At 61.9% G+C, this 24,228-nt stretch carries 19 protein-coding genes and 1 pseudogene; 8 read left to right on the top strand and 12 right to left on the bottom strand.

What is annotated here, in order from left to right:
* Window positions 1–46 precede the first annotated feature (46 nt).
* Complete coding sequence (locus DQN55_RS19825; protein ID WP_053070938.1) at window positions 47–3,484, top strand: DUF4329 domain-containing protein; 3,438 nt, start codon at window positions 47–49, stop codon at window positions 3,482–3,484.
* Here the strand turns inward: DQN55_RS19825 and DQN55_RS19820 are convergent.
* The 12 genes and pseudogenes from DQN55_RS19820 to DQN55_RS19765 form a co-directional block, all read right to left on the bottom strand.
* Window positions 3,481–4,491: a FecCD family ABC transporter permease gene (locus DQN55_RS19820; protein WP_048382698.1), complete on the bottom strand. Its 1,011-nt coding sequence runs from the start codon at window positions 4,489–4,491 to the stop codon at window positions 3,481–3,483. The genes DQN55_RS19825 and DQN55_RS19820 overlap by 4 nt on opposite strands.
* Window positions 4,488–5,438, bottom strand: coding sequence for an ABC transporter substrate-binding protein (locus DQN55_RS19815; RefSeq protein ID WP_048382697.1), 951 nt, complete (start codon window positions 5,436–5,438; stop codon window positions 4,488–4,490). Before DQN55_RS19815 ends, DQN55_RS19820 begins: the two co-directional genes overlap by 4 nt.
* Window positions 5,435–6,223, bottom strand: coding sequence for an ABC transporter ATP-binding protein (locus tag DQN55_RS19810; protein WP_048382695.1), 789 nt, complete (start codon window positions 6,221–6,223; stop codon window positions 5,435–5,437). The genes DQN55_RS19815 and DQN55_RS19810 overlap by 4 nt, the downstream gene beginning before the upstream one ends.
* Window positions 6,224–6,321: 98 nt before the next feature.
* The gene (locus DQN55_RS19805) at window positions 6,322–8,439 is read right to left on the bottom strand and encodes a TonB-dependent receptor (RefSeq protein ID WP_048382694.1); all 2,118 of its coding nucleotides are present in this window, start codon (window positions 8,437–8,439) and stop codon (window positions 6,322–6,324) included.
* 151 nt (window positions 8,440–8,590) lie between these two features.
* Complete coding sequence (locus DQN55_RS19800; RefSeq protein WP_048382693.1) at window positions 8,591–9,967, bottom strand: PepSY-associated TM helix domain-containing protein; 1,377 nt, start codon at window positions 9,965–9,967, stop codon at window positions 8,591–8,593.
* 75 nt (window positions 9,968–10,042) lie between these two features.
* Window positions 10,043–12,052: pseudogene (locus DQN55_RS19795) on the bottom strand (TonB-dependent copper receptor); the annotation flags it as partial.
* 165 nt (window positions 12,053–12,217) lie between these two features.
* Entirely contained in the window at window positions 12,218–12,613 is a 396-nt protein-coding gene (locus tag DQN55_RS19790; protein ID WP_048382691.1) for a DUF2946 domain-containing protein, read from the bottom strand.
* A 48-nt stretch (window positions 12,614–12,661) separates the two neighbouring features.
* Window positions 12,662–13,156 (bottom strand): copper chaperone PCu(A)C, encoded by a 495-nt coding sequence (locus DQN55_RS19785; RefSeq protein ID WP_048382690.1) that lies wholly within the window; start codon window positions 13,154–13,156, stop codon window positions 12,662–12,664.
* Window positions 13,157–13,203: 47 nt separating this feature from the next.
* Window positions 13,204–13,602 carry a DUF2946 domain-containing protein gene (locus DQN55_RS19780; protein WP_048382688.1) on the bottom strand — a complete coding sequence of 133 codons (399 nt, stop codon included), beginning with the start codon at window positions 13,600–13,602 and terminating at the stop codon, window positions 13,204–13,206.
* A gap of 260 nt (window positions 13,603–13,862) precedes the next feature.
* Entirely contained in the window at window positions 13,863–14,591 is a 729-nt protein-coding gene (locus DQN55_RS19775; RefSeq protein WP_048382687.1) for a cobalt-precorrin-6A reductase, read from the bottom strand.
* Window positions 14,588–15,685 (bottom strand): cobalt-precorrin-5B (C(1))-methyltransferase, encoded by a 1,098-nt coding sequence (locus tag DQN55_RS19770; RefSeq protein WP_048382686.1) that lies wholly within the window; start codon window positions 15,683–15,685, stop codon window positions 14,588–14,590. The genes DQN55_RS19775 and DQN55_RS19770 overlap by 4 nt, the downstream gene beginning before the upstream one ends.
* On the bottom strand, window positions 15,678–16,889 hold the full coding sequence (locus DQN55_RS19765; protein WP_048382685.1) for a bifunctional cobalt-precorrin-7 (C(5))-methyltransferase/cobalt-precorrin-6B (C(15))-methyltransferase: 1,212 nt from the start codon (window positions 16,887–16,889) through the stop codon (window positions 15,678–15,680). Before DQN55_RS19765 ends, DQN55_RS19770 begins: the two co-directional genes overlap by 8 nt.
* A gap of 453 nt (window positions 16,890–17,342) precedes the next feature.
* Here DQN55_RS19765 and cobG point away from each other — a divergent pair, with 453 nt between their 5' ends.
* The 7 genes from cobG (at window position 17,343) to DQN55_RS19730 (ending at window position 24,227) form a co-directional block, all read left to right on the top strand.
* Entirely contained in the window at window positions 17,343–18,593 is a 1,251-nt protein-coding gene (cobG, locus tag DQN55_RS19760) for a precorrin-3B synthase (RefSeq protein ID WP_048382684.1), read from the top strand.
* Window positions 18,586–19,212, top strand: a complete 627-nt coding sequence (locus tag DQN55_RS19755) for a precorrin-8X methylmutase (RefSeq protein ID WP_048382683.1) — start codon at window positions 18,586–18,588, stop codon at window positions 19,210–19,212. The genes cobG and DQN55_RS19755 overlap by 8 nt, the downstream gene beginning before the upstream one ends.
* Complete coding sequence (locus DQN55_RS19750; RefSeq protein WP_172601034.1) at window positions 19,209–19,943, top strand: precorrin-2 C(20)-methyltransferase; 735 nt, start codon at window positions 19,209–19,211, stop codon at window positions 19,941–19,943. Before DQN55_RS19755 ends, DQN55_RS19750 begins: the two co-directional genes overlap by 4 nt.
* A complete protein-coding gene (cobJ, locus tag DQN55_RS19745) occupies window positions 19,940–21,628 on the top strand; it encodes a precorrin-3B C(17)-methyltransferase (protein ID WP_048382682.1) in 1,689 nt (562 codons plus the stop codon). The genes DQN55_RS19750 and cobJ overlap by 4 nt, the downstream gene beginning before the upstream one ends.
* 516 nt (window positions 21,629–22,144) lie before the next feature.
* The gene (locus DQN55_RS19740; protein ID WP_126514220.1) at window positions 22,145–22,786 is read left to right on the top strand and encodes a hypothetical protein; all 642 of its coding nucleotides are present in this window, start codon (window positions 22,145–22,147) and stop codon (window positions 22,784–22,786) included.
* 68 nt (window positions 22,787–22,854) lie between these two features.
* On the top strand, window positions 22,855–23,580 hold the full coding sequence (locus DQN55_RS19735) for a hypothetical protein (RefSeq protein ID WP_048382680.1): 726 nt from the start codon (window positions 22,855–22,857) through the stop codon (window positions 23,578–23,580).
* Window positions 23,577–24,227 carry a hypothetical protein gene (locus tag DQN55_RS19730; protein WP_048382679.1) on the top strand — a complete coding sequence of 217 codons (651 nt, stop codon included), beginning with the start codon at window positions 23,577–23,579 and terminating at the stop codon, window positions 24,225–24,227. Before DQN55_RS19735 ends, DQN55_RS19730 begins: the two co-directional genes overlap by 4 nt.
* Window position 24,228 lies beyond the last annotated feature (1 nt).

Below are 24,228 nucleotides of genomic sequence, written 5' to 3'. Positions count from 1 at the left end.
GCACTGGCCGCGATGGAACCGGCCAACACCCTCAAGGAGATGAGTGATGATGGAATCTGATAACCCGCGAACATCCGCCCGGGAGCGGAACGGTGCACCGGTAACGCTGCCGACACTGAGCCCTGCGTTCCTTAACCCCGATGATGCCGCCCGCTTTGCCCATGAGCTGATCGGCGACCGGCGCAACGTTGAGTATGGCGGGGCGATCCTGAAGGACCGCCAGGGCCGTTATTTTGCGACGCGCCCGGTGAGGGGCAAGGCCACGTCCTTCAACCCCGAACTGATCATGGCGCGCGATGCCGGCGGTGCCTTTATCCAGCCGGCGGGCTATACGTGCTACGCCTTTTACCATTCACACCCGGACAACTACGATGCGCTGCAGGCGCATTTCGGCCATTGGGGCGCACCGGATATTCACCTGCAGGTCAGCTTCTTTTCGGTCAATGACCTGCTGGCCACGATCATCAACGCCGAGTTTGCTCCTGCGCATTACCTGTCCGGCGTAAACGGATCGCTGATCAAGTATGTGACCAGCGGCTCTGCCCTCGAACGTGCCCTGTTGCTCAAGCTGTACAAGGACATTCGGGCCCGCGTCCAGAGTTTTGACTCGATGACCGAGAGCGTCAGGGCGGTCGCCGAAGCCGGGACATTGACCGTCATCCAGTCCATGGAGGTCTGGGGCGCCAGAGTGGGGCGGCTGAGCGGGGCATTCAAGGCGTTACCGGTGCCGCATGCGTTGGCGCTGGCGCCGGTGATTGTGCAATTCCCGGCCTTCGGTCCTGTGTGTTCCAGCATCGAGCTGGCCCTCAAATATGCCCGGCGCCGAATGTATCGAACCGCCGATCCGCACTATGGCGTGATCCTCAAACACAGGGAACGCCAGGCGTTTGTTGTCAGCGAACCCATCACCCAGGCGATGGACTTCTCTCTGGACCGGGCGCTGGGCCGGGACCCGGAGGGGCGTAGCTTGATGCCTGCCGGTTACTCCGCTTTCGGTTTTTATGGTTGCGATGGTCTTTACCGCGACCCGTCGCAGATACCCGCGCAACAGGCCGCCGTGTTCAAGAACTTCATGCACCCCGATGCCCTGCAAAAGGGCATTGCAGCGGCGCAGGCCCATGCCGGCCCGGGGGCGACTCACGCCTTGCCACTGTATATCGCGACCCGCGACGGGGCTTTGCTGGAGTATGTGTCGCACTTCCTCGCTGTCGAGCACGCCCTGTTTGCCCGGCTGTCGGCAGCCGAAGGCGGCGGGCTGTCTATCCTGCGCGACCTGCTGGCCGGTGTCGAAACCGTTCAGGGGCTGATTCGTTCGCTGGCCAGTGCAGGCCAGCTGAGCGTGCTGCAAACCAGCGATGTGTGGAGTACCGAAGGCCGTGTCGATGCGCACTGGCAGCCTTTCAGCGGGTTTGAGCGGCGGGCGCTGAGTCCTTTCTTTATCAGCGCCGACGATGCGGCGCGTTATGTCCATGCCCGGATGGCCGGACGCCAGGATAAAGTCTACGGCGGGCTTGTTTACCAGACCCCGGATCAGCGTTTTATCGCCACAGAGCCGTTGGCGTCCCACAACGAAACCTTTGATCCGTCGAGCGTGGTGCCGCAAGACGTCGAGCCCTTCATTCCCACCGAATACCGGGTGGTCGCGGCTTATCAGTCGCACAGGATCGAGCCCTTGCAGCTGTGGCGCTCCGATCAGGAGGAACAACTGGCCCGCGCAATGTTTGCCCCCCATGAGTTGTGCGCCGCGATCAAGGGTCGCCATTGGGCGCCCGTGCGCTATTTCTGCGCCCCCGACGGGGCATTGCTCAAGTATTCGGCGAGTGGTTCGGCGGCTGAGAAAAAGCTTCTGGTCAGCCTTTCGCCCCCTGTAGAACACCCCGAGCAGGCCCGAAACAACCCGCTGCAATCCAGGTTGCGAGCCAACTCAATCAAGCCCGGCGAATACATTGCCCAGGTCGCTGGTGCGGGTCAGTTGCAGGTTGTCACCGGCAGCCCCCACTGGGGTGTGCCGGGCACCCTCAGGGCCACTTCGGTGCTGCCGTTATCCAGGGACGAAGGGCTTGAGGCCCGTCAGCCTCCAGCCTGTGGTCCGGTGTTCAGTCAGGTACTCGATGCCGTCCGTGATGCTCACCGTCAAATGGGGGAGCGTCGGGGGGTGCAATATGGCTTCATTTTGAAAAGCAACGTCGGCGCGCACTATGTTGCAACCGTACCGGTACAGAGCGATGCGCTGAGCCTGGACAAGGTGTTTGTGCATCGCCCGTCGGCCTCAGGTGACCACTGGCCCGAAGGCTTTACAGTCTTTGCCATGTACCTGGCCGGGCCTGCCCGGTCGGCATTCCTTGCCCCGGATGAACTGTACCAGGCGTTTGTCTCGCCCCGTGATCTGGCGGTGGCGATGGTGACGCTCTCGATCATCAAGGATCAGCGTTATCCGTTGGCAGACCCGGTGAAGTTGTACCTTTCAACGGCGGACGGTGCTGTGCTGGGCTTCTTGCCGGGCAATATCCCCAGGCTTATCGGTGCGGGGAGCTTGCGCAACACTGGCAAGGAGATGATCGAGCAACTGGCCAGCCAGGCCGAGACAGCGCTGGGGTACGTGCGCAAGGTTGCGGCGAGCGGTGTCCTTGAGGTTCTGCTGCCCAGCCCGCTTTGGGGGCCAGCGGGGCGTATCTCGCAGGGTTGGCGGCCGTGGGGACAAACACCCACCGTGGACGGGCCGGGCAACACATTCGCGCTGGGCCCTGAGTTCAGTCACGAAAACGATGCGGCGCGATACGCCCATGACCAACTCCCTTGCCCACATGTACACGGAGTGACCGGCGCGATCCTGCACAACCCGACCTCCAGCCGGTATGTGGCGGTGGAGCCTTTCAGGAATGGCGCTCCCGTGGTCGGTGCCGAAGCGCTGTTCCTGAGCGCAACGTTCGAGCGTTCAACAGGCCAGCTGCGCCCCTTGCCGGACTTCCCCGACGGTTATGCGCCGATAGCCGCCCACTTTTCGCACCCACCCGTCGACAGTGCTCGAGGGACGGAGGCGCAGCGGCAGTTGCTGGATAACTCATTCGCGCCGCGTGATATTTGCTATGTGACCACGGGGCTGGAACGCCTGGGGTTTTCGTTGGCATACGCTTTCCACTCGGGCAACGATGGCTCGTTGCTCAAGTACCGAAGGCGGGAAGGGGAGGCGCAAAAGGCGTTGTGCGAGATCGTCCCGGGCTCCGATTTTTGGGACGACCTGTATGCCAGCCAGCAACGGGTCGATGCGAGCCCGAAAAAACAACGTGATTACCTGGCGCAACTGGCCAGCGCGGGCGGCCTGAGCGTGCTGGCGAGCAGCCGCGAGTGGCCACGTGCGGGGCGTGTAGAGGTCGGTGACAATCACGCACTGCAGGCGGCACCACAGACCGTGGACTGGGACACCCCTTCGCCGCTGGACGCCATACCCACGCCGAAACCCGGGCTGTTGCGCGACGAAATCTAGCGTTTGCGCATCAGACCAAGAAAGAACAACCCGCCGATCGCCGCCGTGGCCACGCCAATGGGCAGGTCTTCGGGGGCAATCAGGGTACGCGCGGCGACATCGACCCAGACCAGAAATACGCTGCCGAGCAGGGCCGACACCGGCAACAACCGCCGGTGCTCGGCACCGACCAGGCGGCGTGCGATGTGCGGGATCATCAGCCCGACAAAGCCAATCGAACCGCTGATGGCGACCAGTACCCCGGTCATCATCGAGGCAATCAGGAACACCCGCAGGCGCACCGTGCGGGCATTCAGACCGAGGGTTACGGCGGTCTGCTCGCCGGCCATCAAAGCATTCAACGGGCGGGCCATGCCCAGCAGCAACACCAGCCCCAGCAACACGCTGGCGCTGGGGATTGCCAGCAGCTCCCAGCGCGCCAGGCCAAGCCCACCCAACATCCAGAACAGCACGGCGGAACTGGCGCGATGGTCACCCAGAAACAGCAGGGTGTTGGCGATGGCCATCATCACGAATGACACCGCCACCCCGCACAACAGCAAGCGGTCGCTGTCGAGCCGGCCCTGACGGCTGGCGATGACCAGCACCAGCAACATGCTCAGCAAGGCGCCGATAAATGCGGCAATCGGCAAGGTCAGCAGGCCGACGATTTGACCGACATGCAGCACCACGATCACTGCGCCCAGCGTCGCGCCACTGGTCACACCCAGCAGGTGCGGGTCGGCCAGCGGGTTGCGGGTCACGGCTTGCAGGACGGCACCGATCAACGCCAGCCCGGCGCCCACCAGCGCCCCGAGCAGCATGCGCGGCACACGGATCAGCCACACGATATGGGCTTGCCCGGGACTCCAGTTCACCTCTCCGATACCGAACAGCTTGTTCAGCAAGATGTGCCACACCACCTCCACCGGCACCCGCGCCGGACCAAAGCCCAGCGACACTACGCACGACACCAGCAACAGGACGCCAAGGCCGCTCAGCATGAGAGAGTAGCGACGGTCGGTCATTGCGGATGAAAGCCTTTGGCCAGGGTTTTGATCGCCACCACGTTGTCGATGCCCGGTGTGGCCTGAACATAGGGGATGACGATAAAGCGTTTGTTGCGGATGGCTGCCACGGACTGCAACGCCGGGTTGTGCTCAAGGAAGTGTTGTTTTTGCTCGGCACTGACTTCGCTGTAATCGACGATGACGATCACCTCGGGGTTGCGCTCGACCACGGTTTCCCAATTGATGCGGGTCCAGCTGGCGTCAATGTCGCCGAGGATATCGTCACCGCCGGCGGCTTCGATCAGGGCATGGGGAATGCCCAGGCGACCTGACGTCATGGCGCGGTCTTCTCCGCTGTCATACAAAAACACCCGTGGCCGGCTCTCGGGCAGGGTCTTGCGGGTGTCTGCAACGCTCTGCTGCATTTGTGCAATCAAGGCGTTGGCGCGATCCTGCACGTCGAAGATCTTGCCCAGGTTGCGCAGGTCGTTGTAAGTGTCTTCGAGGCTGGCAGCCGGGCGCTTCATCACAAAGGCGCAGGACTCGGTCAGCTCATACACATTGATCCCCAGCGGGGTCAGGGTTTGTGGGGTGAGATCGCCGCCTACCCGCATGCCGTAATCCCAGCCGGCGAAGAAAAAATCAACGTTGGCATTGAGCAGGGTTTCGATCGAAGGGTACTTGCTCGCCAGTTCCGGCAGGCCGTCGAGAATCACCTGCATCTCGGGCGTGACCGCCTTCCAGCCGCTGATGCCGCTGTAGCCCGCCATGCGTGGCTTGAGGCCCAGGGCAAGCATCATTTGCGTCATGTTGATGTCGTGGCTGACCGCGTGTGTCGGCGCCTGATTGAACGTGACGTCGCGGTTGCAGCTCTGGATTGTCAGCGGGTAGCGGGTGGCTTCGGCCTGAGCCCATTGGGTAACAGACAGCAGGCTCAGGCAGAGCGCGAGGCGGATAAAAGTCATGGTTGGGTTATCCAGGTAATGCGCGGGTAGCCGGACAGGGGATGGTCATCGACCAGGGCCTGGACACCAAACACGTCGCGCAACAGGTCGACGGTCAGCACCTCGCGCGGGGTGCCGCTGGCGATGATCCGGCCGTGGTCGATCACATACAGCCGGTCGCAAAAAGCTGCGGCCAGATTAAGGTCGTGGATGCTGGCCAGGGTGCCGATCTGCAGGCGCTTGAGCAGTTGCAGCAGTTCGAGCTGATAACGTGGGTCGAGGTGATTGGTCGGCTCATCGAGGATCAGCAGCTCGGGCTGCTGCGTCAGCGCCCGGGCCAGAATCACCCGCTGCTTTTCGCCACCGGACAAGGTGGCGAAGGCGTGGTCTTCAAAACCGTGCAGGCCGACAGATTCCAGGGCGTCCCTGGCCAGTTGCCGATCGACCTCGGTGTCGCCATCAAACAGGCCTTTGTGCGGGGTACGACCCATGGCGACGATTTCAGCCACGGTCAGGCCGAAGGCGTCGGGGAATTCTTGCAACACCACCGCGATGCGTCGGGCGCACCAGCGCGATGATTGTTGCCAGAGGTTGTGCCGGTCCAGGTGGACTTCACCCCGCTCCGGCTTGCTGAAGCGATAAGCGCAGCGCAACAGGCTGGTCTTGCCGCTGCCGTTAGGCCCGATCAGCCCCACGAACTCCCCGGCCGCCACGTGCAGGTTGGCATCGCGCAGTTGAAACTGGTGATGACAATGGCCATGGCCCAAAGGCGTCCAGGCGAGCTGAGTGAGGGTGAGGCGGGTCATAAGGTTCCGGGGTTTGTGAACGTTGTCGCCGCTGGCGAAGGCTGCGATCGAGCGCGAAGCGGTCGCGCTCTTCTGCGCCAGCGGCGACAGGATTCCAGTTAAAAGGTGTAGTCGGCGGTCACGAAGAACGAGCGGGGCTCGCCCATGATCCATTGCTGGCCGCTATTGTATTGGCTTATGGCGTACTGGCGGTTGAACAAATTGTTCAGGCGCAGGCCCAGGGTGGTTTTGGGCAGGGCTTTCCAGCTCACGGAGGCATCGACCACGGTATAACTTGGTAGCTCAACGGTGTTGGCCGTGTCGGCATAGCGTGCGTCGACATAACGTACGCCGGCCCCGGCATTCAGCTCATCGGTGAGGGTTTTGCTCAGCCACAGGTTAGCGGTACGGCGCGGCACGTCGGTCGGGCGGTTGCCTTTGCGCGAGACGCCGCCATCATCGAAGGTGTCGTATTCGGCACGCACCACCGAGGCATTCGCCTGCAATTGCCAGCGGTTCGGCAGTTGCATCTCAAGGCTGGCTTCGAGTCCGTCGGATGATTGCTCACCGACTTGCAGCGACACGTTCGGGTTATTGGGGTCGGGCGTCAGCAAATCCTTTTTAACGATGTGGTACGCCGCCAGTGTCCACTCGCCGCGCTGGTCCCAGAACATCTGCTTGACGCCAATTTCGGTCTGGCGGGCTCTGGCCATGTCAAAACCCTGCTCGGTCGGGTACAGGCTGATCAGCCCGGCCACGCCGTCGACGCTGGTAGCTTGTTGCGCGTACACCGACATGTCCGGCGTCAGTTCATACACCAGGCCGACTTTCCAGCTGTTGGCCGACAGGCTGCGGTCAGTGCGAGTGTGGTCGATCAGGTCATCGCGGTCCAGGTGCACGATGTCGCGGCGCACACCGGTGACCAGCGACAGTTGATCGCTGAGCTCGGTGCGGTTCTCGGCAAACAGCGACACCTGTTGGGTGGTGGTCTTGAACTGATCGCGGTACGGCGAATGGCTGACGAACTCGCCGCGGTCCGGGTGGTATCGATCAATCGGTTCGCCGCCGTCTACCACATCGTCATAGGGCGCATTGCTGTGCAGATCGAAATGGATACGGTTGTAGTCGACGCCCACCAGGGTTTTGCTGTTCAGGCCCATCAGGTCATGGTTGAGGGTGAAGGTCTGACGGTCGCCCACCTGTTCCTGCTGATGCTTGATGCTGAAATAGCCACTGCGCAGCAGGGTTTGCCGGTTTTCGTCCCAGGCATGGTTTTCGGCGTTCTGCCAGCGGCGCTGGGCCTTGAGGTAATACAGTTCGTTGCGGGCGACGAGGTTGTCGTTGATCTGCCACTCGCTGTTGAGGCGTGTCCATTGATCGTTGTAGTGCAGCTTGGCGTCCCGCACATTGTATTGCTTGTCACGCAGGCTCTTGTGGTAGCGGCCGTTGATCAGCGGTACGCCGAAATCGTTTTGCGGTTGTTGGTCGCCATAGTCGTGGCTCAGGGTAAAGGCCAGGTCATCGCGTGCCTGCCAGCGCAGGGCGGCGCTGATATAGGTGTTCTCGGAGTCGCCGTGGTCGATCCAGCCATTGCTCTGGGTATGGTTGATAGCTAACCGATAGCTCAGGGTGTCGGTCAGCGAGCCACCACTGTCCAGTGCCTGCTGCCGGGTGTCGTCAGTGCCATAACCGACACGGATGCGGTTTTCGATTTCGCCGCTGAACGGCTTCTTCGGTATCACGTTGATCACTGCGCCGGTCGCGCCTTCGCCGTACAGCACCGAGGCCGGGCCGCGCAGCACGTCGATTCGTTCCACTGACCAATCGTCGACCGGGAAGGTCACGGTGCCAGCGCCGCTGTACATGCGGATGCCATCGTAGAGCTGCATCACCGAGCCTGCGCCGACAAAACCGCGGGCCGAGTAGGATGAACCTCCGTTGCCAGGGTTGCCATTGCTGGTGATGCCCGTGGTACGGGTTACCGCCTCCTGTACGTTGCGGTCGCCGCGTGCGCGAACCCGTTCGCCGCTCAGGCTTTCGACACTGGCCGGGGTTTCGAGGCTGTTGAGGTTCAGCCGTGAGCCGGCGCTGGTCGCGGTCTTGAGGTCGGTGTGTTCGGCATCGACTTCAGGCGCTGTGATGCTGGCTGCGGGCAACATCAGCGAAGGGGCGGTGTCGTCGGCCTGGGCGCTGTTGATCGCCAGCAGGCAGAGGCTGGAAAGCAGGTAGTTGTTCATCGGGGCAGTGAGTCGCTTATTTCAAGAGGTGTGCCCGCTGCCTCCTGGCGGCGGGTCATGCTGCGTGCAGCGTGTTGCCATTCAATGGGTGATCGTGGCGCGTCAGTATAACCAGCGCTCTGGAATGCGCCTCTCGGATGCCTAATCCTGGTTATGAGTGACGTTCACGTTGCCGGGTTGAACGAAAGATCAGCACCAGGCGATCCAGTGCCCACACGGCAATCAAAGAGGCGCCCACCAGCGGGAACACAATCGCCAGCGCGAGTATGATCAGCACCCCGGTTTTCCAGGTCGGCAGCTCGTGACGCAAGGGCGGTACGCCCCAACGACCTTGCGGGCGGCGCTTCCACCAGATCACCAGGCCGCTGATCGAACTCAGCAGGATCATCAGGCACACCAGCAGGATCGCAATCTGGTTCAGTGAACCGAACATTTTGCCTTCGTGCAGCATGACGCCCATTTCAGTGACGCGGGCGACAGTGGGGTAGTGCTGCCAGCGTACGTCGGCCAGTACCTCGCCGGTGTATTGATCCACATGCAGGGTGGCGTCATTGCGCGGGTCGTCCGCAAACACGGCGATGGTGAACACGCCTTCGGCGGTGGTGGGCAGGGTGATGCTGTAGCCCGGCTCGACCTTGCGTGCCGTGGCGGTTTCAAACACCTGTTGCAGGGTGACGCCGGGCGCTGCCGGGCCAGCCGAGTGACCGGCATGGGCCATGTGTTCGGCATGGGCGCCGGAGGTCGGCATGGGCGTGTTTTCCATGGCCCAGGGCACGGTCTGGCGAGTCGCGGTGTTGAGCGTTCGGGCTTCAAGGTCGGAGGCGGGCACGTTCATCCACATGGCGGCCGGGAACTGATTCCACAGTTCGGCGTATTGCTTGCCCCAGAAACCGGTCCAGGTCATGCCGCTGAGCAGCATGAACAACAGCAGCGCGGCGCCCCAGAAACCGGTCACGGCGTGCAGGTCGCGCCACAACACTCGGCCGCGCCGGCTCAGGCGCGGCCACAGAATGCCGGCTGCCGATTGCCCGCGGGGCCACCACAGGTAAAGCCCGGAAATCACCAGCACCACGCCCCAGCCGGCGGCCAGTTCGATCAGCCGGTCACCGAGGGTGCCAATCATCAGTTCGCCATGCAGTGCCCGAGCCACGGCTTGCAGGTTGAGTTTGGCGTCTTGCTCGCCCAGCACTTCGCCGTTGTATGGGTTGATAAACACATTGAGCTCGCGCCCGCCGTCATGAATGACGAACTGTCCGCTGCGCTCAGGGTTGATCGGGGGCAGGTACTGGCTGATATGGCCCTGTGGATAAGTGGCTTGCACCCGCTGCAACTGCGTGTCGGCGCTGAGGCGGTGATGGCCCGGGCTGACGTTGAGCAGGTGGTCGTACATCAAGGGGTCGAGCTGGGGCTTGAACAGATAGATGATGCCGGTCAGCGCCAGCAGGATCATGAATGGCGCAACGAACAGCCCGGCATAGAAATGCCAGCGCCAGGCCAGGTTGTAAAAAGACGGTGTTGGTTGGCTCATGTGAGCGGCTCCGCGAAGATGAGTTGGCGTTCTGCAGGCGCGATCACGCGCGCCTGCAGAGTGCGGGTCAGGTGTTTAGAAGCTCACATCCACTTTGGTCCACAGGGTGCGGCCCGGTTCATTGATCGGCCTCGGGTCGTTGGCCGGATAGCCGTAGCCCGCGTTACCCGCCATGTTCAGGTGCTCGCTGTAGTTTTTATCCAGCAGGTTGTCGACCCCGGCGCTGACTTTGAGATTCGCGTTGATGCGGTACGCGCCATTCAACGAGAACACGCCAAACCCGGCGCTTTTGGCGTAGTCCTTGCCGACCACGTTACCGGCGTTGCGGTCGATGCGGTTTTGCGCGGCAACCACGCGCCACAGGGCACCGGCGCTCCAGTCGTCTTCGCTGTAGGTGAGGCCAAAGCGAGTATCCAGCGGCGGCATTTGTGGCAGTGCCTTGCCGTCGGTGCTGTTCTTGCCCCAGGCGTAGGCCAGCGTCGCGTCGGCTTTCCAGTGCGAGGTCAACTGATAGGCTGCCCCGAGTTCGCCGCCCATGATGCGCGCATTGATGTTTTGTGCCTGGGAGGCGCCGCGGCTGTAGTCGAACAGGATGTAATCACGGACTTCCCCGGCGTAAGCCGATACCCAGGCTTCCAGGTCCGGGGTTTTGTATTGCAGGCCAACGTCGAGTTGCGTGGTTTTTTCAGGTTTGATGGCATCGAACGCATTGACCGAGCCGGTGGGGCCGGACGTCGGCGAAAACAGTTCCCAGTAATCCGGGAAGCGCTGCGCATGGCCAAGGCCGGCATACACCGTGGTCGGGCTGTCTGCCAGGTCGTGCTCGTAACGGATGAAGCCGCTGGGCAGGGTGTCGGCGCGGGTTTTATCGAGCGTGGGGTTGGCGCGGGCCATCATCCCCGAGCCCAGTTTTGCGCGGTAATCCTTGGCTGACGCGCGGTCCACGCGTGCGCCGGTAATCACGCGATCCCGCTCGGTGGCGTACCAGGTCAGCTCGCCAAAGGCGCCATAGTTATGGAAGTCGGCGTCTTTGCTCCAGTTCTGCTCCTTGTAGGTGTCGATGCCCATGCCGGAACGCTTGCGATGCTCGTTGGTCTGCGCGTCGATCCCGCTGATCAACTGGTAATCAGCCCAGCGCCAGGTGGCTTTGATCCGCGCTCCCAGGGTCCGACGGTCAACGTTGCTGGCCATGGGGCCGGCCATCATGCCGGTGCCTGAAGGCGTGCGCAGGCTGTAGTTATCCATGACGTGGTCAGCGTAGTTGTAATAGACCTGCGCTTCGATGCTGTCGAGCACCTCGCCGATATTGGACTTTTCAAAGCGCAGGCCGAGGCTTTCACGCTTGTACTGGCTACCGTCCATGCCGCGCCCGGCGGAACGTGCTTCACCATCGCCCTTGCCGGCGGTGAGTTCGAGCAGGGTGTCGGCGTCCGGGGTCCAGCCGAGGGCAATATCGCCGTTCCACTTGTCATAGCGCGACGGCACCGTGTCGCCATTGCCGTCTTTGTAATCGTCCGAGTGGGCGGTGTTGCCGATCACCCGCACATAGCCTTGCGGGCCACCGGCTGCGGCGTCCAGGGTCTTGTCGAAGCGTCCGTTGGAGGCCGCCAGCAGGCTTGCGTTGACCCGTGTGCCCAGCTCGCCAAAGTGCTCCGGTTCGCGTTCAAACAAGATGGTGCCCGCCGACGCGCCAGGACCCCAAAGCACGGTTTGCGGGCCTTTGATCACCGTCAGCCGGTCGTAGGTTTCAGGTGAGATATAGGACGTCGGGGCGTCCATGCGTCCGGGGCACGCGCCGAGCATCATGCCGCCGTTGGTGAGGATATTCAGGCGCGAGCCGAACATGCCACGCAGCACCGGATCACCATTGGTGCCGCCGTTACGGATCAAGGCGAAACCGGGAATGGTCTTCAGGTAGTCACCGCCGTCACTGGCGGGAACCGGTTGGCGCGGGTCCTTGGGGTGGGTGACCACCGTCAGCGGCGAACTGGGCGCCACGGCGGTGACCACCGTGGGGCTGAGTTCGTTGACAGGCCCGGTCGAGGTCTCGGCCAGGGCCGCAGGTGACAGCAGGGCGCAGCACAGTGCGCTCAAGGTAAAAGGCAATACCGTTTGGCCATGGGTCAAACGGTAAGCAGCAGTAAAGCGGGACATAGACATTCCATTCTTCAAGCAGATACGACACGGCCATGCACCTGCGCCTGTCTTGAGCAGGCTGCGGGCAGGCCGGGTGGTGAGAGAGGCGGTTGCTTAAAGAAAGGCGGGCGGTGCGCGGGAGCGAGCGCCGGGGAAGACCGGTTGCCGGGCATGGCCCAGTCGGGTATGCAACGCCAGATAACCCTTGGGACGCGGCGCATCCAGCAGGGTCAGATCAGGGCTGTGCGGCAGCGCCGGGCAACTGAACAGCAGGGTGCAATAGCCGCACTTTTCCCACATGGCGTGGTGATCAGTGGCAGGTGCCTGATGCTCTGCATGTTCCCCATGCCCGGCATGGGCCGACATATCCATATCCATGCCCACGTTCATCGACATGGGCATGATCATGGAGGCGTGATGATCCATCGGCACCGCTTGGGAAATCAGCGGGCCGATAAAGATCATCAGCATGGCAAACAGGCTCAACCAACTGCCGCGAATCTGCGACATGGCGTGCCTGGCGCGAGGGGCGCGCACCGGGTTCAAAAACCTTGGCGGTTAGTGGGCGTGAGCGTGATCCACAGGGGCGCCGGGGGCTTGCTTCTGCACATTGACCTCAACCGGAACGGCACCGGCTTTTTCAAAGTGCAGGGTCATCGGGAAGCGTTTGCCGTCTTGCAGCAGGCTGCGGTCTTTCAGACCGACCAGCATCACGTGGTACGCCATGGGCGCAAAGGTGACAGTGGCGCCGGCGGGCACGTCGACGCTCGGTACCGGCTGCATTTTCATCAGGTCGCCCTGCATCACGTGCTCATGCAACTCGGCCTTGTCGGCAATCGGGGTGTCGACGCTGAGCAGGCGGTCGGCGCTGCTCCCGGTGTTGTGGATCACGAAATACGCCGCCACCGTCGGTGCGTTGGGCGGCAGCTCCTGGGACCATGGGTGAGCGATATCCAGCTCGCCGCTTTTGTATTGATGGGCGTTGGCAAAAGTGGCAGGCAGCAAAAAGGCCGCCGCAATCAGGGCGTGCTTGACCAGTGACAGGTTCAACATGGCAATTCTCCGGAACGATTCAAGGCGCAAAAGGGTGCGGGGATGAATCAGGCCAGAGGCGAAGCGCGGGGGTTGAGGCTCGGCCATTGCTGGCGCGGGGTGGGGCGTTTGAGGTGATCCGGGACCAGGCTGTGGCCATGTTCGATGGCCGCGAAGTACAGCGTGGGCACATGGGCGGGCAAGGCCACCAACGGGGCCGAGCCTGAACAGCACCAGCAATGCTGCATGGTGGAGTGATCATCTGGCTGGCTGTCACCGGGCTCAAAGGTCCCCAGCGATACCGAGACCATTTTGGTGCCCATGGACGTGCAAAAGCTGCTGACCATGAACTGTTCGACGGGCGCACGATCTGACCGGGGCATCGCACCGGCCATCGACATGGCGAGCATGTTGAACAGCACTGCGAAGCAGGCGATCCAGGCAAATGCAAACCGTTGTCGGGACATGACGGATTCCGTGAATCAAGCGATCAAGGCGACTATTAAGCCTGAATGATCAGCGTAAGTAAAAAGGTCGGGTATGCGGTGAAACGTCGCGCAAGTTTAAACAATATGCGGCTCTTTGGTTCTGTATTTCATGTAGGAGAAATCTGGTGGGTAATGGGCACTCTACTCATCGGAATGATCTGGTGCCCTGCTGTTGACTGGGCTTTTGCCCACCGCCGAACAGGATGATCAAACGCTTTGCGTCATGTAACAAATAGATTCTATGCAAAACCCTGGGTGTTCAAAGCCTGCAACACCTCATCCACCGTCCATAACTCGCGTTCCACCGCAGGCAGCACCGGGCGTTTGAGGATCAGCACCGGCAGACCGTGTGCCCGGGCGATTTCGAGTTTGGGTTCGGTGGCGCTGCTGCCGCTGTTTTTGCTGATCAGCACGTCAAACCGGCGCTGTTCGAACAGGGTGCGTTCGTTGTTGAGGGAGAAGGGGCCGCGTGCGCCGATGACGTCGCAGCGGGCATTGCCCGGATACGGGTCGAGGGCGCGCAAGGTCCAGAATTGGCCTTGGGGGATTTCATCCAGGTGCGCCAGTGGCTCGCGGCCCAGGGTAAAGAACGGTCGCTGGAAGGGTTTCAGCGCGTTGACCAGTTCGGCCCAGTCAGCGACTTCACGCCAGTCGTCGCCTGTCTGCGGCTGCCAGGCCGGGCGACGCAAGGCCCAGCACGGGATGGCGCAGATGGCTGCCGCCTGAGCGGCGTTCTGGCTGATTTGAGCGGCATAGGGGTGAGTGGCGTCGAGCAACAGGTCAATGCCTTGATCGCAGATGTACTGAGCCAATCCCTGGGCGCCGCCGAAGCCTCCGACCCGTACCTGGCACGTCAGATCCCCGGGCACGCGGCCCACGCCAGCCAGGCTGTACACGTGGTGCGCTGGCAGTGTCCGGGCGATGGCCAGGGCTTCGGTCACCCCGCCAAGCAATAAAAGGCGTTTCATGCAAAGGCTCCGGCGTGACCGACGATCCCGCCCTGACGGTCAATGGCAAACACTTCGACCTGCACCTGTGCCGGGACGACGCTGCGGGCGAAGTCCAGAGCGTGCTGGCACACGGCGTCGCCCAGCGCGATCCCGACCGCACTGGCCATCGCCAATGCTTGCTGGCTGGTGTTGGCCTGGCGGATGGCGTCTTGCAGCGTGGCATCGGCGCCGATGGCGGCGGCCCAGTCGGCCAGTTGCGGCAGGTCGATGCTGGAATGCCGGCTGTGCAAATCCATATGCCCGGCGGCCAGTTTGCTGATTTTGCCGAAGCCGCCACACAGGCTTAACTTATCCACAGGGACTTTGCGCAGATGCTTGAGTACGGCCCCGACGAAATCGCCCATCTCGATCAGGGCAATTTCGGGCAGGTTGTAGACCCGGCGCATGGTGTCTTCGCTGGCATTGCCGGTGCAGGCAGCAATGTGCAGAAAGCCATTGGTCTTGGCGACGTCAATGCCTTGATGGATGGAGGCGATGTACGCCGCACAGGAGAACGGCCGGACGATACCGCTGGTGCCCAGAATGGACAGCCCGCCGAGAATCCCCAGGCGCGGGTTCATGGTTTTCAGCGCCAGAGCTTCGCCATCGCGCACATTGACCGTCACTTCGAAACCGCCGCTATAACCGAGCTCTTGCGCCAGTTGCAGCAAGTGACCGGTGATCATTTTGCGCGGCACCGGGTTGATTGCCGGCTCGCCGACGCCCAGCACCAGACCCGGGCGGGTCACGGTACCGACACCTTGGCCGGCGATAAAGCCAATGCCCGGCTGCGGTGTGAGGCGTACGCGGGAGTACAGCAACGCGCCGTGGGTCACGTCGGGATCGTCGCCGGCATCCTTGATCGTGCCCGCTTCGGCACCGTCATCGAGCAGGCGACAGAACTCCAGGCGCATCGTGACAACCTTGCCTTTGGGCAAGGTGATTTCCACGGCATCATGGCTGACGCCGCTGAGCAGCAAACGGGCGGCAGCCAGGCTGGTGGCAGTGGCGCAGCTGCCGGTGGTCAGGCCACTGCGCAGGGGCGCGGGTTGTTCGGCGGTTTCGTCACGCATCGTGGGGTTTGGTCATTTCAAGAAGTGTGATCGGCAGGGCTTGCCGCCAGGTGTCGAACTCGCCCAGCGGTTGGGCCTGCGCGACATGCACGCGGGTCAGTTCGCCACCATGCTGCTCGCGCCAGCTCATCAGGCGCATTTCACTTTGCAGCGTCACGGCGTTGGCCACCAGCCGGCCGCCGGGCCTGAGCTGCTGCCAGCAGGTTTCGAGCACGCCCTCGCGTGTGACGCCGCCACCGATGAAAATCGCATCCGGCCTTTCCAGGCCTGCGAGGGCGTGCGGGGCCTTGCCGCGAATCAATTGCAGACCGGGTACGCCTAACGCATCACGGTTGTGTTCGATCAGTTGCTGGCGCCCGGCATCGGCCTCGATGGCCAGAGTGCGGCAGCTCGGGTAGGTGCGCATCCACTCGATGCCGATCGAGCCGCTGCCCGCGCCCACGTCCCACAGCAACTCACCGGGTAACGGCGCGAGGCGGGCGAGGGTGATGGCGCGTACATCGCGTTTGGTCAGTTGGCCGTCATGCCGGAAAGCGCTGTCGGGCAAGCCGCCAACCCGTGACAGTGGTCGGGCGGTTTCATCGGCCAGGCATTCAATGGCGACCAGGTTGAGGTCGGCGATCGGCGTGCCGCTCCAGTCATTGGCGCTGGTCACGACTTGCCGTTCGGCCGGGCCGCCCAGATGTTCAAATACGCTCAGGCGGCTGGGACCAAAGCCGCGTTCGCGCAGCAGGGCCGCGATGGCCGCCGGGCTGTTGCCATCGTTGCTCAGCACCAGCAGGCGTACACCGCTGTGCAAATGGGCATTGAGTGCGGCAAGGGGACGGGCGACCACTGACAGCGTGACCACATCCTGCAACGTCCATCCCAGACGAGCGGCAGCCAGTGAGCAGGAGGACGGCGCAGGCAAGATCAGCATCTCGTCGCACGGTACTGCGCGAGACAGGCTGGCGCCCACGCCGAAGAACATCGGGTCGCCACTGGCCAGCACGCAAACCGGCTGCCCGCGTGACACCAGCACCGGTGCCAGCGAAAACGGGCTGGGCCAGGTCAGACGCTCGGCGCGGACACAGGCGGGCAGCAAGTCGAGCTGACGCGGCCCGCCAACCACCCGGGTTGCACCCAGCAAGGCACGGCGGGCGTTTTTGCCCAAGCCTTTGAAGCCATCTTCACCGATTCCCACAACTGTAAGCCAGGGCGACATGCCAATCCTCTTGTTCAACGTCGATTGATCCATCCGCACCGACCGCACTGGCCCGCAGATACTCGACGCATGATACGCGCCTTGGCCTGCGGATGCCTTTGGTAGCCGCGCACGAGTAAAACGAGGCCGCGTCCGGCGGCTACAAGGGTGAGTTCGTTATGCCTCAGGCTGCAGGCGCCAGCCCAGCACATTGAGCAAGTCACAGCCGTCACGCAGTAACAGCGCCGCTGCGATCCAGCGCACACCTGCACGATCCGGCCATGGCCGCCAAGCCATACGTCAGACGTATCGTATCCAGGCTTTTCATGCCAACGGCCAAAGCAGGCATAATGCGCGATCCGCACGCGCGCCTAGCCTTCTCTGGACCGACTTTTGACCTTGCCACCTCAACCTTCTGCCACGACGCCCGTGCGCCCTTCGGCTTGTCCGGGGTTGCTGCGTATCGTCCAGGCGATGGACGGCGGTATTTGCCGGGTCAAGCTGGCGGGCGGCTCGATCACTGCCGATCAGGCCGTGGCCGTGGCCGAAGTCGCTCAGCGCTATGCCAGCGGGGTGATCGAAGCGACCAATCGCGGCAACCTGCAAATTCGCGGGGTGGGCCCGCAGCACACGGAGCTGATTGCGCCGTTGCTGGCAGCCGGGCTAGGCCCGAGCCACGCGGCCAGCGATGACGTGCGCAACCTGATGCTCAGCCCGAGCGCGGGCATTGATCCGCAGATGACGATCGATACCTGGCCCCTGGCCCGGCAGATTCTCGCCAGCCTTGAAACCACTCCGCGCCTGGCCGAGCTGTCGGCCAAGTTCGCCGTGCAACTGGACGGTGGCGAAGGGCTGGCGATGCTCGAACATCATCACGACCTGTGGTTGTCGGCGTGTGAGCAGGATGGCCAGACGCTGCTGGCCTTTGGCCTGGCCGGTTGCCCGGCGCACACCCCGGCATTGGCTGCGGTGCCTGTTGCGGCGGGCCATGAACTGGTGCTGGCTGTGCTCACACTGTTTCTCGACCTGGCCCGCCCTGAGCAAACCCGGATGCGCCATCTGCTTGAGGAGGTGCCCGTTGCGCAGTGTGTTCAGCTGCTGGCGCAACGACTGAGCGTTGCCCTGATTCCACTGACGGGCTGGCACCGCGAGATCAATCCCAAACCGCTGCACATCGGCACTTACCCACAGCGAGAATCGGGCCGGGTCTGGATTGGCGCCGTTGCACCGTTGGGGCGGCTGGATGCGCTGATGCTCAACGGGCTGGCGCAGGTGGCGCGTGAACACGGAGACGGCACCTTGCGTTTCACCCCGTGGCAAAGCGTGTTGTTGCCCCATATCTCGGCGGCAGATGCTGTACGCGTCACCGCTCGACTACAGGCGCTGGGCCTGCTCTGTGAGGCGGCTGATCCCTTGGCGCATCTGGTCGCGTGCACCGGCTCCAGCGCCTGCGCGAAAGGCCTGGCCGACACCAAACAGGATGCCCGCCAGTTGGCGGCGGGCTTGTCCCGCCCGCTGAGTATTCACCTGACCGGCTGCCCGCGTTCCTGTGCGGCGGCCCACGAAGCGCCAGTCACGCTGCTGGCGGTGGCACCCGGTCATTACGACCTTTATTTACGTACCGCAGAACAGCCGGGTTTCGGCGTTCTGCGTGAGCGAAACCTTACTATTGAAGCGGCGAGCGCCTGGCTTGAGGCCCGCCAATGGAGCAACACTGATGATTGATTACATCCGCGATGGTCAAGAGATCTATCGCAACTCGTTCGCCATTATTCGTGAGGAAGCCAACCTTGATCGCATCCCGGCAGACCTGGAAAAACTCGCGGTACGAGTGATTCACGCCTGCGGCATGGTTGATGCCATTGACGACCTGCGCTTTTCGCCGGGCGCGGGCAAGGCCGGGCGTGATGCCCTGGCCGCCGGTGCACCGATCCTGTGTGATGCGCGAATGGTGTCCGAGGGGGTTACCCGGACCCGTTTGCCCGCCAACAATCAGGTGATCTGCACCCTGCGCGAAGAAGGCGTACCGGAGCTGGCTCTGGAACTGGGCAACACCCGCTCGGCAGTCGCGCTCGAGCTGTGGCGTCCGTACCTGGAAGGCAGTGTGGTGGTGATCGGCAATGCACCGACCGCTTTGTTTTACCTACTGGAAATGATCGACGCCGGTGCTCCGAAGCCGGCACTGATTCTGGGCTTCCCGGTCGGTTTTGTCGGCGCAGCCGAATCCAAGGCGATGTTGGCGGCCGACAGCCGCGGAGTGCCGTTTGTGATCATGCAGGGCCGTCGCGGCGGCAGCGCAATGGCCGCTGCAGCGGTTAACGCCTTGGCGACGGAGATCGAATGATGACGCAACCTGGACGTTTGATCGGTTTGGGCGTTGGCCCGGGTGATCCCGAGCTGATTACGGTAAAAGCCTTGCGCCTGCTGCGTGAGTCGCCGGTGGTGGCTTACTTTGTCGCCAAAGGCAAAAAGGGCAATGCGTTCGGCATCATCGAAGCGCACCTGCAAGGCGCTCAAACCTTGATGCCACTGGTGTACCCGGTGACCACGGAAGCCTTGCCGGCGCCGTTGTCGTATGAGCAAGTGATCAGCGACTTTTATGACGAGGCGGCTGAAGAAGTGGCCGTGCATCTGGCGGCCGGCCGCGATGTGGCGGTGATCTGCGAAGGCGATCCGTTCTTCTACGGCTCTTACATGTACTTGCATGACCGTCTGGCGCAGCGTTTTGAAGCTCAAGTAGTCCCGGGTGTGTGCTCGATGCTGGGTGGCGCTTCGGTGCTTGGCGTACCGCTGGTGTACCGCAACCAGAGCCTGTCGGTGCTGTCTGGCGTGTTGCCTCACGATGAACTCAAGCGCCGCCTGGCCGACGCCGATGCAGCGGTGATCATGAAGCTGGGGCGCAACTTTCACAAAGTGCGCGAAGTACTGGGTGAGCTGGGGTTGGCCGAGCGTGCGCTGTACGTTGAGCGCGCGACCATGAACAACCAGAAAATCGTGCCGTTGAATGAAGTCGAGCCGATGTCTTCGCCTTACTTCTCTCTGATCATCGTGCCCGGTGAACGGTGGCAAGGGTGAGTCGCGGCGCACCGGCCATTGTCATCCTGGGCAATGGCAGCCTGAACACGGCGCGGCGTATTCAGCAACGCTACCCGCAGGCGCGGATTCACGGTCTGGCGCAGCGCGTTGAAGGCGCTGACTGCACCTACAGTGATTTTGGCGCCACCTTGCGTCAGCTGTATCAGCAGGACACGGCGATCATCGCATTGTGCGCCGCAGGTATTGTGATTCGTTCGCTGGCGCCGGTACTGCTGGAGAAGGGCGCCGAACCGCCCGTCCTGGCCGTGGCTGAAGACGCCAGCGCGGTCGTGCCGTTGTTGGGTGGGCTGGGCGGGGTGAACGACCTGGCGCGGGAAATCGCGGCACACCTGGCCGTGGCTCCCGCGATCACCACCAGCGGCGAACTGCGTTTTGGTACCTGTTTGCTGAACCCGCCGAGCGGCTATGCCTTGGGCGACCTGGAGCTGGGCAAACGGTTTGTCTCTGATTTGCTGGCGGGCGAGCCGGTGCGCATCGAAGGCGACGCACCGTGGCTGGCCCGCGCGCAATTGCCTGAGAGTCAGCAGGCTCGTTTGGCGATCCATGTGGGCAGCGCTGAGCGTACGCCGACCGCCAATGAGCTGTTGATCTACCCGCGCAATCTCGTGGCGAGGGTCTGCACGCCGACCCCTGAACTGGCGCAAGCCGTTCGTGACGCGTTGCACGCCGCCAGCCTCGCGTGGCAATCCCTGGCCTGTCTCATTGCCGAAGACACCTTGATGGCAAACATGCAGGTGCACGAAGCCGCGGCGGAGCTGGGTGTGCCGTTGCGCTTTGTCAGTCCGGGTGAACAGACCTTGGCTGTCGCTGGGCAAACGCTGGCATGGCATGAAGCGGATAATGGCCTGGCGCTTGGGGCGGCTCCGGGCCCTCTGGACCCGCAACAGATCGGCCGTGTTCGCGGACGGCTGGCCGTCATCGGTCTTGGCCCTGGCGCTGCCGACCTGATGGTGCCCGCGGTCAAGGCCGAACTGGCCCGGGCCAACGATGTACTGGGCTATGAAACCTATGTGCGCATGGCCGGGCCGTTTCGCGACGATCAAGTGCTGCACTGCACTGATAACCGTGAAGAGATGCAGCGCGCGCGGCATGCCTTCGAGCTGGCGGCTCAGGGTCGTTCAGTGGTGGTGGTGTCGTCGGGCGACCCTGGCGTGTTTGCTATGGCAGCGGCGGTCCTTGAAGCCTTGCACGCGTCCAGCGACCCGCAGTGGCACAGCGTTGAGCTGGAAATGTTGCCGGGGGTATCGGCCTCCCTGGCCACCGCGGCACAGGCCGGGGCACCGTTGGGCCACGACTTTTGCGTGATGTCACTCTCGGACAATCTCAAGCCGTGGAGCATCATCGAAAAGCGCCTCGACCTCGCCTGCGAGGCTGACCTGGCGCTGGCGTTCTATAACCCGATCTCCCGGTCGCGGCCTTGGCAACTGGGGGTTGCACTGGAAGTCGTCGCTCGCCACCGCACTGCGCAAACGCCGGTGGTATTGGGGCGGGATATCGGCCGCCCCGGGCAGACGTTGCGTGTGACCACGCTCGGCGAACTGACCCCTGAACAAGTCGACATGCGCACCATGGTGCTGATCGGTTCGTCCACCACCTGCACTTTCCCGCGTGCCGATGGTCGGGAGTGGGTGTACACGCCGCGCTGGTACGGCGAAAAACCCTGATACCGGCCTGGATCACGTTTAACAACAATGGCCCTGGAGGGGTCATTGTTGTCAGGGCGTTTTATATCGGACAGACGTGTGCAGCGCGTTATCGTGATTGAGTAGGTTTTTTCTGCTGATTAATGAATATTTAGACAAGAGTAAGTGGGTTTGCTTACTTTGTTTTGTGGTGTATTTAGTCCTGTCTTTTGAATGCCTTTGTTCTTCGGGTTGGTACAAGCTAAGTTCGAAAAATTTGTAATATTCAGTATGGCGTTAAGGTTGGCGGCCAGGGTTTTTGACGTCTAGTTTTTAAAGTGTCGGGTAACTAATGATTCGGCACTTTTAAACTTTATGGGACTTCTGTGTATGTTGATGACTGAACACGCATTGCCAACTGAACGTGAAAGTGAACAGTTTTTTAATCGCATGAAAATGCCGCCCCAGCCTCGCTTCGCAAGAATGAGTGCGTTGTCGGCATCCGGAAAAATGCAGGGGGCTTCGGACCTGCCGACGGGATCAGACGAAGCAGGCGCCGTGGTAGGCAGAAAGGCGCCGATCATCATCGCCTTTGCCGATGGCCTCTCGCCGGACAAACGCCATGCCGCAATGAACAGCACGCAATTGTCAGAGCAATATGCAGACAGCAGGGCCGATCGCAAAACCCAGGCACTACGCTGGCATGAGGCTTATGTCGAAAGCATGCGTCATTGCGGCTGGCTTTTTACCAGTTATGTGTTCTCCGATCACGACACTTCCAAGGCCAATGTCTCTATGGACAGTATCGTTATGGATATTGTGAGCATGGTCGCGGGGGCAAATACCCAGGCGGTTCTGGAACTGTTGGGTCGGGTCTTTGATGCGATAAAACAGGACGCGCCTACCATTAACCTGTTTGACAAAAACAGCAAGAAAGACTCGGTCGGTCATTGCCAGATCATGCCCTGCATGGAGTCGCCCGGGGGCATAGGTGTGTCGGTATTTACCGGGCTGGAGTGTCACTTTTCGAGTCTTGAAGGCGGCGCCTGGTTCTGGAAGTGGAAAACCTCCAACTTGAAAATCAAAAAGGCGGCGACCATGGTCAATTTGAACTTTGCGCATTATCAGCGGCATGAACGCACGATTCTGTCGAAGCTCGACGGTGCCGCCGATGACTTCTTTGCCAACGTGCGCTTTTAATTTTTGAATCGTGACCACGGGAGTGCTGTTGGGGCCTTGCCTGTGCCGCGGTATGGAGACTTTTCAACATGGACTATGACGTGAAAGTGGTGGCAGGGCAGTTGCTTCTGTTATCGAAGTCACTGACGCCTGAGCACAAAGAGGACGTGGTGCAGTCGCTGCTATTTGCGCAGCTCTATGCCAACTCCAGGACCGACAAGTTCTGTCAGGCGCTTGAATGGGACAAGTACCAGGTCAAGGCCCTGCAAGAGGCCCGGTGGATTACGACGCTGGTTCAGACCCGAAGCAATCAGCCTTCGCCCCGACAGGTCATGAGTGTCTCCCGGTTGCTGACCTTGCAACTGGGGAGTGTGCTGGAGGACGGAGGCAGCGTTCGGCTTGACGCCGTCAGCCGTGCACTGACGGCACTGACGCGCACGCCGCTGGCCAGGCAGGTCTTTGACGAGGCCGGCCTGATGCGCACCGCGATGTGCGTTACAGAAGATTCGGCCCCCGCTTCACGGGTTTCGCTGCAGGTGACGCTGGTAGACCCTGCTGCGCTGGCAGTGTCCATCCATATTGGCTTCAAGGCGCGAGTGGCATTCGCTGACGATTTGCTGACACGGCGCTTTTCAGGTCTCGACGTGGACGGGGATGTGGTGACGACGGTCACGCGCTCGGAGCTGGATATCCCTAATTACGCCCGCGTACGAAGCAAAATCCTCTCGGCCCTCGGTACCCAGCAGGAGACGCTGGTGGTTGAGGTGGGCATCCCGCTTGTACCGGCTGAGTGGGCAGGCAGGAGCGAGACATGAGTCAACAGGCGGTGCTGGTGGCGGGAAACCTGGTTTCTTTTGCCAAAGACGTTACAGAGCAGGATCGTCAGGATGTGATGGACTTGATGCTGTATGCCGACCTGTCAGCCAGCAAAAAATATGATCAGACCACCTTGAGCATCAGTTGGCTGAATCATTACCAGCAACGGTTGATCAAGTTCGGCTGCGAACTGAAAGCGTTCATTGATCCTGAAACACTGTTCGCTTCGGATTTGCAGAGTTTCTATCAATTGACCTGCCAAGTGTATGGCAGCGTGGGGTCGATCGCACTGTCGCAGCAGCTGCGTGCCTCTTTCTCGGCGCTGGACCTGGATCAAACGGCCATGGATTTGTTTCAGCGCTCCATGGGCAACGCAAGGAGCGTGATCATCAAGGCCACGCCTTGCGAACTGACCGCCAGCAATGAATTGATGATTCTGTTTTGCGCCATCAAGCTGACGTCGACGGTAGACGTCGAGGGCTTTTTGTTCTGGAAAGAGACATTCCGCGATTTGAGCATTCGCCCCGACGGCGGTGTTTTCCTGTTTCGCCGGGAGATCTACGACCGCTATCGGGCGGGTATCCGAAGCCGGTTGGCGGGGCTTTCAGAGCAGTTCTTTCATCCGCTGAAGGCCCCGCAGCCCTGAA

It is taken from the genome of Pseudomonas taetrolens (assembly GCF_900475285.1).
GTDB lineage: Bacteria > Pseudomonadota > Gammaproteobacteria > Pseudomonadales > Pseudomonadaceae > Aquipseudomonas > Aquipseudomonas taetrolens.
This window is presented reverse-complemented; position numbering and strand designations above follow the sequence as displayed.

Bases quoted from the DNA above. Each gene is read 5' to 3' on its own strand.
- DQN55_RS19775 (WP_048382687.1), bottom strand. From the start codon at position 14,591: ATGAAACGCCTTTTATTGCTTGGCGGGGTGACCGAAGCCCTGGCCATC.
- DQN55_RS19815 (WP_048382697.1), bottom strand. From the start codon at position 5,438: ATGACTTTTATCCGCCTCGCGCTCTGCCTGAGCCTGCTGTCTGTTACC.
- DQN55_RS19805 (WP_048382694.1), bottom strand. From the start codon at position 8,439: ATGAACAACTACCTGCTTTCCAGCCTCTGCCTGCTGGCGATCAACAGC.
- DQN55_RS19770 (WP_048382686.1), bottom strand. From the start codon at position 15,685: ATGCGTGACGAAACCGCCGAACAACCCGCGCCCCTGCGCAGTGGCCTG.
- DQN55_RS19825 (WP_053070938.1), top strand. From the start codon at position 47: ATGATGGAATCTGATAACCCGCGAACATCCGCCCGGGAGCGGAACGGT.
- DQN55_RS19810 (WP_048382695.1), bottom strand. From the start codon at position 6,223: ATGACCCGCCTCACCCTCACTCAGCTCGCCTGGACGCCTTTGGGCCAT.
- DQN55_RS19755 (WP_048382683.1), top strand. From the start codon at position 18,586: ATGATTGATTACATCCGCGATGGTCAAGAGATCTATCGCAACTCGTTC.
- DQN55_RS19730 (WP_048382679.1), top strand. From the start codon at position 23,577: ATGAGTCAACAGGCGGTGCTGGTGGCGGGAAACCTGGTTTCTTTTGCC.
- DQN55_RS19765 (WP_048382685.1), bottom strand. From the start codon at position 16,889: ATGTCGCCCTGGCTTACAGTTGTGGGAATCGGTGAAGATGGCTTCAAA.
- DQN55_RS19820 (WP_048382698.1), bottom strand. From the start codon at position 4,491: ATGACCGACCGTCGCTACTCTCTCATGCTGAGCGGCCTTGGCGTCCTG.
- cobG (WP_048382684.1), top strand. From the start codon at position 17,343: ATGGACGGCGGTATTTGCCGGGTCAAGCTGGCGGGCGGCTCGATCACT.
- DQN55_RS19750 (WP_172601034.1), top strand. From the start codon at position 19,209: ATGATGACGCAACCTGGACGTTTGATCGGTTTGGGCGTTGGCCCGGGT.
- DQN55_RS19780 (WP_048382688.1), bottom strand. From the start codon at position 13,602: ATGTCCCGACAACGGTTTGCATTTGCCTGGATCGCCTGCTTCGCAGTG.
- DQN55_RS19785 (WP_048382690.1), bottom strand. From the start codon at position 13,156: ATGTTGAACCTGTCACTGGTCAAGCACGCCCTGATTGCGGCGGCCTTT.
- DQN55_RS19800 (WP_048382693.1), bottom strand. From the start codon at position 9,967: ATGAGCCAACCAACACCGTCTTTTTACAACCTGGCCTGGCGCTGGCAT.
- DQN55_RS19790 (WP_048382691.1), bottom strand. From the start codon at position 12,613: ATGTCGCAGATTCGCGGCAGTTGGTTGAGCCTGTTTGCCATGCTGATG.
- DQN55_RS19735 (WP_048382680.1), top strand. From the start codon at position 22,855: ATGGACTATGACGTGAAAGTGGTGGCAGGGCAGTTGCTTCTGTTATCG.